Origin of the sequence: Mycobacterium sp., assembly GCF_008709575.1 — a bacterium.
Taxonomy (GTDB): Bacteria; Actinomycetota; Actinomycetes; order Mycobacteriales; family Mycobacteriaceae; genus Mycobacterium.
In genome coordinates, this window is the sequence record NZ_VYIK01000419.1 from 1 (window position 1) to 647 (window position 647).

Below are 647 nucleotides of genomic sequence, written 5' to 3' on the forward strand. Positions count from 1 at the left end.
CCGGTGACGACCACGTCATGAGTACCTGCTTCACGATCTGGGCCGGGGTGGTCGGCGCCATCAGCCTCGAGGTATTCGGCCACTACGGCGCCGACACGCTGACCGATCCCCAGATCCTGTTCGACAGCCAGATTCGCCTGTTGGTTGGCCTGCTCACACAGCACTGACGCCGACGCCAGGGAGTCGCTGTCTGACCGGTCGCACGACGAGAACACGTTCACCCGGGGCCGTCGTGTCGGGGCTATCCTGCGATGCGATGAGCTTTTCCGGTCAGTCACCCGTGCAGATCGCTTGGGTCACTCCCCGTCTCGGTGCCACCGAAGAAGCGCTCTCGGCGCTGTTGGGTGTCAAGACGTGGATCCGGCTGCCCAATGTCCATTTTGGTCCTGAAAGCTGCACCTATCGCGGGCGGCCGGCGGATTTTGTCGTAGACATAGCGCTGAGCTATGCCGGCGAGACCCAACTAGAACTCATCGCGCCGGTGTCGGGGGAGAGCATCTACACCGAATTCCTGCGCGACTGCGGACCGGGATTGCACCACATCTGTGTCGAGACCGACGATATCGAGGCTGCGGTGACCGAGGCCGCCGCCGGCGGCGAGGTCGTCCAACGCGGGACCATGCCCGGCGGCATGGATTTCGCGTACG

2 protein-coding genes are annotated in these 647 nt (G+C 64.0%); both read left to right on the forward strand.

Annotation, left to right across the window (positions count from 1 at the left end):
• Positions 1-167, forward strand: a 167-nt coding sequence (locus F6Q13_RS19335) for a TetR-like C-terminal domain-containing protein (RefSeq protein WP_293059960.1), incomplete at its 5' end; no start/stop codon positions are given.
• Positions 168-256: 89 nt separating this feature from the next.
• Positions 257-647 (forward strand): VOC family protein (locus tag F6Q13_RS19340; protein WP_293059957.1); only part of this gene is annotated, 391 nt, incomplete at its 3' end.